General features: G+C 64.7%; 8 protein-coding genes. 6 read left to right on the top strand and 2 right to left on the bottom strand.

Annotated features, from left to right (window positions below):
* Both BGRAMDRAFT_RS31930 and BGRAMDRAFT_RS31925 read right to left on the bottom strand, forming a co-directional pair.
* The coding region (locus BGRAMDRAFT_RS31930) for a GDSL-type esterase/lipase family protein (RefSeq protein ID WP_044022039.1) at positions 1-957 on the bottom strand (957 nt) is incomplete at its 3' end.
* Positions 958-1,088: 131 nt separating this feature from the next.
* Positions 1,089-2,717 (bottom strand): NAD(P)/FAD-dependent oxidoreductase, encoded by a 1,629-nt coding sequence (locus tag BGRAMDRAFT_RS31925; protein WP_006053058.1) that lies wholly within the window; start codon positions 2,715-2,717, stop codon positions 1,089-1,091.
* Between the two features lie 217 nt (positions 2,718-2,934).
* Here BGRAMDRAFT_RS31925 and paaA point away from each other — a divergent pair, with 217 nt between their 5' ends.
* The 6 genes from paaA (at position 2,935) to BGRAMDRAFT_RS31895 (ending at position 7,732) form a co-directional block, all read left to right on the top strand.
* A complete protein-coding gene (gene paaA, locus BGRAMDRAFT_RS31920; protein ID WP_006053057.1) occupies positions 2,935-3,933 on the top strand; it encodes a 1,2-phenylacetyl-CoA epoxidase subunit PaaA in 999 nt (332 codons plus the stop codon).
* A gap of 38 nt (positions 3,934-3,971) precedes the next feature.
* The gene (gene paaB / locus BGRAMDRAFT_RS31915; protein WP_006053056.1) at positions 3,972-4,256 is read left to right on the top strand and encodes a 1,2-phenylacetyl-CoA epoxidase subunit PaaB; all 285 of its coding nucleotides are present in this window, start codon (positions 3,972-3,974) and stop codon (positions 4,254-4,256) included.
* An 8-nt stretch (positions 4,257-4,264) separates the two neighbouring features.
* On the top strand, positions 4,265-5,068 hold the full coding sequence (paaC, locus tag BGRAMDRAFT_RS31910; RefSeq protein WP_006053055.1) for a 1,2-phenylacetyl-CoA epoxidase subunit PaaC: 804 nt from the start codon (positions 4,265-4,267) through the stop codon (positions 5,066-5,068).
* Between the two features lie 35 nt (positions 5,069-5,103).
* Positions 5,104-5,676 (top strand): 1,2-phenylacetyl-CoA epoxidase subunit PaaD, encoded by a 573-nt coding sequence (gene paaD, locus BGRAMDRAFT_RS31905; protein WP_006053054.1) that lies wholly within the window; start codon positions 5,104-5,106, stop codon positions 5,674-5,676.
* A gap of 1 nt (position 5,677) precedes the next feature.
* Positions 5,678-6,766, top strand: coding sequence for a 1,2-phenylacetyl-CoA epoxidase subunit PaaE (gene paaE / locus BGRAMDRAFT_RS31900; protein ID WP_006053053.1), 1,089 nt, complete (start codon positions 5,678-5,680; stop codon positions 6,764-6,766).
* 150 nt (positions 6,767-6,916) lie between these two features.
* The gene (locus BGRAMDRAFT_RS31895) at positions 6,917-7,732 is read left to right on the top strand and encodes a DUF1835 domain-containing protein (RefSeq protein ID WP_006053052.1); all 816 of its coding nucleotides are present in this window, start codon (positions 6,917-6,919) and stop codon (positions 7,730-7,732) included.
* Positions 7,733-7,743 lie beyond the last annotated feature (11 nt).

Genomic DNA, 7,743 nt, shown 5'->3' with positions numbered 1-7,743 from the left:
CGCTGTCACCGACGCGTGCGGGAAATCGCAGTCGAGCCCGCTGCGCGCCGGCATCGCCGCGAAATTAATGTCGTTGATGCCGATCAGCAGAATCACCGCCTTGACGCCGGGCCGCTCGAGCGCGTCGCGCCCAAATCGCGTGACCAGCGCATCGCCATAACACGGAGAATCGTTAAGCAGCCGGTTGCCGCTGATACCGAGATTGATCACGGCCGTCGAGCGGTTCCCCGAGCCGGCCAATCGGCGGGCGAACGCGTCCGGCCATCGACGGTTCAGGTTCAGGCTGGAGCGCATGCCGTCCGTGATCGAATCGCCGATCGCCGCAATTGCCGTCGATCCCGGCGCGGCGTCGACGGACAGCCCCGTCACCCACAAGTATTGAGTGAAGCGCCCGCGAAACGCTTCTGCCGTCGCGTCCGCCGCGTGGTTGCCGGGGCTGGAAACATAATTAAGCTGGCTGGAAACCCGGTGCCACGCGACCACTCGCTGGTCCGGCGCCATAAACGCGCTAATGGCATACGGCGCGCCTTCCGCGACGTCCATCGCGATTGGGTCGCTGTCCAGTTCGCGGCCGGGCGCAACGCTCACACTCGGCTTCCCGCCGAAGGTCACACGCGCGCCGCCGCCAGCCGACGCGGCAGCGCCGCCCGCCGACCGCGCAATGCGCAGATCCTCGATAACGAGCGGCGTCTTGCCGTATTCATTGCTGAGGTGAATCCGCACAGATTTTCCCGACAGCGTCGGGTAGACAATCTGACGGACGGTGCGCCCCGCCACTTCAGGCGCGCGATACAGCGGCGGCAAGTCAGCGCGTTGCGGGATGGGCTGCAGCGCGGTTGCCCACGCCGTGACCCAATGCGCCGAGGCGTCCGTGCCAGCGGCGGCGACAGAGGAGGAAACGGCAAGCTGGCAAAACAGCGCGGCGCCGCATGCCGCGGCCAGAGAGCGAATGGTCATTCGTGTACTTGGTTTCAAGCGAAACAGCCATTGTGCACGATCCGCGTCGGCCGACGCGGGCCAGCGCGGGCGGCATACGCCCGCACTCGCACTCGCAAACGGACAAAGCCCGCAACGCACAGCCAGCACCCTCACCCGGCCACTTGCAGCTCACCCGTCATCTTCAAAGCCAGCGCTTCAGCCACTTCAATTCCGTCGATCGCCGCCGAATAGATCCCGCCGGCGTAACCCGCGCCCTCTCCCGCCGGATACAAGCCCTCGACGTTCACGCTCTGATAGTCGTCGCGCCGGCGCACCCGGATCGGCGACGACGTCCGCGTCTCCACGCCCGTCAACACCGCGTCATGCATCGCGAAGCCCGCGATCTTCTTGTCCATCTGCGGAAGCGCTTCGCGAATCGCCTCGATCACGTAGTCGGGCAGCGCCGTGCTGAGATCCGTGGGATGCACGCCCGGCTTATAAGACGGCACGACCGAACCAAGCGACGTCGACGGCCGTCCAGCAATGAAGTCGCCGACAAGTTGACCCGGCGCCATATAGTTGCCGCCGCCCAGTTCGAACGCCCGCTCTTCCCATTTCCGTTGGAATGCGATGCCGGCAAGCGGCCCGCCCGGATAATCGTCGGGCGTGATGCCCACGACGATTCCCGCGTTCGCATTGCGCTCGGCTCGCGAATACTGGCTCATGCCGTTGGTCACCACGCGCCCCGGCTCGGACGTCGCGGCGACCACCGTCCCGCCCGGGCACATGCAGAAGCTGTACACCGCGCGCCCGTTGCTGCAGTGATGCACCACCTTATAGTCGGCGGCGCCCAGTTGCTTGTGGCCGGCAAACTTGCCGAACCGGCTACGGTCGATCAAGCCCTGCGGATGCTCGATCCGAAACCCGAGCGAGAACGGCTTGGCTTCGATATAAACGCCGCGGTCGTGCAACATCTGAAACGTATCGCGCGCGCTGTGGCCGACGGCGAGCACCACATGGTCGCAGCGCAGCGTTTCGCCCGTCGACAGCGTCAGCCCGCGTACTTTTCCGTTATCGATGTCGATATCGTCCACGCGCGTCTCGAAACGCACTTCGCCGCCCAGTTCGTGGATGGTCGCGCGCATCTTCTCGACCATGCTCACGAGGCGAAACGTGCCGATATGCGGCCGGCTCAGATACAGAATGTCCTCCGGCGCGCCGGCGCGCACGAATTCGTCCAGCACCTTGCGGCCATAGTGCTTCGGGTCCTTGATCTGGCTATACAGCTTGCCGTCCGAAAACGTACCCGCGCCGCCCTCGCCGAACTGCACGTTCGATTCCGGATTCAGCACCGACTTGCGCCACAGGCCGAAGGTGTCCTTGGTGCGCTCCCGCACCGCCTTGCCGCGCTCGAGGATGATCGGACGGAAGCCCATTTGCGCGAGGATCAGCCCGGCGAACAGCCCGCATGGTCCCATGCCGATCACCACCGGACGCGGCCCGCTGAACTGCGCCGGCGCCCTGGCGACGAACCGGTACGTCATGTCGGGCGTCACGGCGCAATGCGGCACGTCGGCGATCCGCTTGAGCGCGGCGGCTTCGTCCGTGACCTCGACGTCGACGATGTAGGTCAGCTTGATGTCGGCGCGCTTGCGCGCATCGTGGGCGCGCCGGAACACGGTGTATCGGACGAGCCCGTCGTGAGGCACGCCGAGTTCCGCGAGACGCGCGCGGACGGCGGCCTCGAGAGCGCTCTCGGGATGATCGAGCGGGAGTTTGATTTCGCTTAGACGTAGCATGAAGTACCGGGGATGCAGGAGGGCCGCAATCGCGGCCAATTCGCAATTTTATAGGCTAAGCGCCGGTGCGGGGTTTCCGCGCGAAGCAAAACAGGTCGCGAACCCGCGCCGGCTGCTGTCGGAGCGAGCGCCGTCCGTCTCAAAAAAATTTATTAACCGACCGGTCGGTTGGCTTATACTGTGCAAACCAGATAACTCCCCCAGAAAGAGCGTCCCCATGTACACGCAATCCCTGGATATTCCCGGCAACGTGGCCCCGCTGGAATCCGGCGCGACGTCGCCGGAGCAGGCGCAATTCGACGCCGTCATGGCCGCGGACGGCAAGATAGAACCGCAAGACTGGATGCCCGACGCGTATCGCAAGACGCTCGTGCGCCAGATTTCGCAGCACGCGCATTCGGAGATCGTCGGCATGCTGCCGGAAGGCAACTGGATCACGCGCGCGCCGAGCCTCAAGCGCAAGGCGATTCTGCTCGCCAAGGTGCAGGACGAAGCCGGCCACGGTCTCTATCTATATAGCGCGGCCGAAACGCTCGGCGTCTCGCGCGATCAGCTCGTCGCGGCGCTGCATTCCGGCAAGGCCAAATATTCGAGCATCTTCAATTACCCGACGCCCACCTGGGCGGATGTCGGCGTGATCGGCTGGCTGGTCGACGGCGCGGCGATCATGAATCAGATTCCGCTGTGCCGTTGCACTTACGGCCCGTACGCCCGCGCGATGATCCGCATCTGCAAGGAAGAGTCGTTCCACCAGCGCCAGGGCTTTGACGCGCTGATGTCGATGATGTCCGGCACCGACGCGCAGCGCGAACTCGTCCAGCAGGCGGTGAACCGCTGGTGGTGGCCGGTGCTGATGATGTTCGGTCCGAGCGACAAGGATTCCATCCACAGCAATCAATCGTCGAAATGGGGCATCAAGCGTATTTCGAACGACGACCTGCGTCAGAAATTCGTCGACGCCACCGTCGAGCAGGCCAAAGTGCTCGGCGTGACGCTGCCCGACCCCGACCTGAAATGGAATGAAGCGCGCGGCCACTACGACTACGGCGACATCGACTGGGAAGAATTCTGGCGCGTCGTGAACGGCGACGGCCCATGCAATCGCGAGCGCCTTGGCACCCGCGTCAAAGCGCATAACGAGGGCGCCTGGGTTCGCGAAGCCGCCATCGCCCACGCCGAGAAACAACGCCAACGCGCCCAACAGCACGCCGCCTGAACAACGCGGCTCGCCAGGCAAGGAATCAGGAGATCAGCATGAACAAGGAATGGCCAATTTGGGAAGTCTTCGTGCGCAGCAAGCAGGGACTCGACCATAAACACTGCGGCAGCCTGCACGCCGCCGACGCGCAAATGGCGCTGCGCATGGCGCGGGACGTCTACACGCGCCGCCAGGAAGGCGTGAGCATCTGGGTGGTGCCGTCGTCGGCGATTACGGCGTCCGCGCCGCAAGACAAGGCGGAACTGTTCGAACCGGCGGCCGACAAGATCTACCGCCACCCGACGTTCTACACGCTTCCCGACGAAGTCAACCACATGTAAGCGCGGCCATGAACATCACGCTAGAACATCTGCAATACGTGCTGCGCCTCGCCGATACCGCGCTGATTCTCGGTCAGCGCAATGCCGAGTGGTGCGGCCACGGCCCGATTCTCGAAGAAGACATCGCGCTGTCGAACATGAGCCTCGATCTGATCGGTCAGGCGCGTCTGCTGTACACGCACGCGGCGTCGCTCGAACAGCAACTCACCGGCAAGACCCGCACCGAAGACGACTACGCGTACTTCCGCGCCGAGCGCGAGTTCGCCAACTACACGCTGGCGGAATTGCCGCACTACGGCCCGCTGTCCGCGACGGCGCAAGCCGAGAAGGACTACGCGGTCACGATCGTGCGCAATTTCCTTTATTCGACGCTGATGGCGCATGTCTGGACCGCGCTCACGCAATCGACGGACACGCAACTGGCCGCGATCGCGTCGAAGTCGATCAAGGAAACGAGCTACCACGTCCATCACGCGAGCGAATGGCTGATCCGTTTCGGCGACGGCACGGAGGAATCGCACCGCCGCTCGCAGGCCGCGCTTGACTACCTGATGCCCTACACGCGCGAGTTTTTCAGCACCGACGCCGTGGAAGAAGCGATCGCCGCTGCCGGCATCGGCCCGCTCAGCGCCGATCTGGAAGCCGCCTGGCTCGACGACGTGCGCGCCACACTCGACCAAGCCACGCTTACGCTTCCCGAACCGGTCAAGCACGTCACGACCGGCAAGCACGGCGAGCATTCCGAGCACATGGGCTTCGTGCTGGCCGAAATGCAAAGCCTCGCGCGGCAGCATCCCGGCGCGACCTGGTGATCGCGATAACACGGCAAACCACGGCAAATCAGACGATGACGACCTCGACCGCTTCAACCGCCGCCCTGGACGATGCCATTGACGACGCCACGCTCGAACGCGCGTGGGCGGTGCTCGAAGCCGTGCCCGATCCCGAGATTCCGGTGGTATCGATCCGCGAGCTCGGCATTCTGCGCGACGTGCGGCGCACGGACGACGGCACGCTCGAGGTGGTGATCACGCCGACCTATTCCGGTTGCCCGGCCATGTCGCAGATCGCCGAAGACGTCGCGCATGCACTCGACGTCGCGGGACTCACGCCTTATCGCATCGCCACCGTGCTCGCGCCCGCGTGGACCACCGACTGGATGACCGTCGAAGCCCGCGACAAGCTGCGCGCCTATGGCATCGCGCCGCCCACGGGCAATTGCGGATCGCCGGCCGATTCCGGTTTGCGGCCGCGCGAAAAAGTGATGCGCTTCGTGCCGCGCGCGCTGCCCGCGCCTTTGTGCCCGCGCTGCGGCTCGGTGCACACCGAGCGTCTCGCGCAATTCGGCTCGACCGCCTGCAAAGCCTTGTACCGCTGCCTCGACTGCCGCGAACCCTTCGACTATTTCAAACCATACTGATATGGCTACCCCGCAATTTCATCCGCTGCGTATCCGCGAAGTGCGGCCAGAAACCGCCGACGCGGTCTCGGTTGCCTTCGAAGTCCCCGCCGAACTGCGCGAGCTTTACCGCTTCACGCAAGGCCAGTTCGTCACGCTCAAAACGCACATCGACGGAGAGGAAACGCGCCGTTCCTACTCGATCTGCGTGGGCGTCACCGACTACGACCGCGACGGCGAACTGCGCATCGGCATCAAGCGCGTGCGCGGCGGGCGCTTCTCCAATTTCGCCTTCGACACGCTGCAGCCCGGCCACACGATCGACGTGATGACGCCGGACGGCCGCTTCTTCACGCATCTGAACGTGGACCACGGCCAGCAGTACGTCGCGTTTGCAGGCGGCTCGGGCATCACGCCGGTGCTCGCCATCATCAAGACGACGCTCGAGGTCGAACCGCGCAGCACTTTTGTGCTGATTTACGGCAACCGCAGCGTCGATCAGATCATGTTCGCCGAAGAACTCGAAGATCTGAAGAACCGCTTCATGAACCGCTTCGTGCTGTACCACGTGCTGTCCGACGATTTGCAGGACGTCGAACTGTTCAACGGCGTGCTCGACCAGAAGAAATGCGCGGCGTTTCTGGAAAGCCTGGTGCCGGCCGATTCCATCGACGAAGCCTTTATCTGCGGCCCCGCGCCGATGATGGACGCCGCCGAAGCCGCGCTCAAAGCCGCCGGCGTGCCGTCGGAAAAGGTGCACGTGGAACGCTTTGGCTCGCCGCTGCCGCAAGCGGGCGTGCCGCCCGTCGAAATCACCGACGACACGCCCGCAGCCGAGCTCGAAATCGTGCTCGACGGAAAGCGCCGCAAGCTGCGCCTGCCGTATCAGGGCGTGAGCGTGCTCGACGTCGGTCTGCGTGCCGGGCTCGCGCTGCCGTATGCGTGCAAAGGCGGCGTGTGCTGCACCTGTCGCGCGAAAGTCGTGGAAGGCGAAGTGAAGATGGAAAAGAACTACACGCTCGAAGAGCATGAAATCCGCGACGGCTTCGTGCTGACCTGTCAATGCCATCCGATCAGCGATCGTGTGGTGGTGAGCTACGACGAACGTTGAGCGCGCTTGGCGCGTTCGGCACGTTCGGCGCCCCTGTGCTTTGAGCCATTCCGCGATCCGCTTACACTAGGGCCGCTCGCAGTCGGACCGTTCCGGTCCGCGAGGCGAGCGGCCCTTTGTCTAATCGCGTACAAAAACCAGCCACGGCCGATGAGCACCATCCACCTCACTAACGGCGACGTCGCCGCGGAATCATTGCGCACGGCGTTGCGCGAAACGGGCCGCGACGACCGCGTGCAGGCACTGCGCGACGATCTGGCGGTCGGTCCGTTGCGAGGAATCGACGACGACCCGCAAGTGCGCGCCACCTTCTGGGACCGCGTGAGCGCTGACACGAAGCGCGATTTCGTCCGCGAGTTTCGCGAGCAGGCCGCAGCGCTCGAAGCGATTGCACGCGGCGAAGCGAATCTCGTGGTCTGGCATGGCGAAAGCGCATCCGATCAATTGATGCTGCGCCGGGTCTGCTACTACCTGCGCAATAATCCGCAACGCCTGAACGAAGTGCGTCTGTCGATCCGCGATCTCACCGACACGGGCGCATGGGCGTACAGCCGCAAAGACCGCGCGACGTCCGTCGGCATGTTCGCGCCGTCCGTGCTGCACGCGCGTTTGCCCGACGCGGCGCCCATCTCGGTGCTGCGCATCAGCCGGCTCGCGCTCGAATGGCAGGAAGCGAAGCACGCAAACGGCGAGACGCGGCGCTGGCGCGACAACACCTTCACGAGCGGCAGCTTCGCCGATCTGGACGCGCTGATACTCGAGCACGCGACGGCGGACTGGCAACCGGCGTCGCGAGTGGCCGCGGAAGTCATGACCGCGGAGCTCGGGTTTCTGGTCAGCGACAGCATCGTGCTGTGGCGCTTCCGCGAACTGGCCGCCACGCGCCGGATCAAGCTGCGCGGCGACACCGGCGCATGGCGGACGCTCGAGCTGTGCGCGGCGCTCGCCCCCTGTCCACAGGAATAAAACAGACGACC

The organism is Paraburkholderia graminis C4D1M (assembly GCF_000172415.1).
GTDB classification, from domain to species: Bacteria; Pseudomonadota; Gammaproteobacteria; order Burkholderiales; family Burkholderiaceae; genus Paraburkholderia; species Paraburkholderia graminis.
The sequence above is the reverse complement of the archived record's forward strand: the minus strand, read 5'-3'. Positions and strand labels throughout refer to the sequence as shown.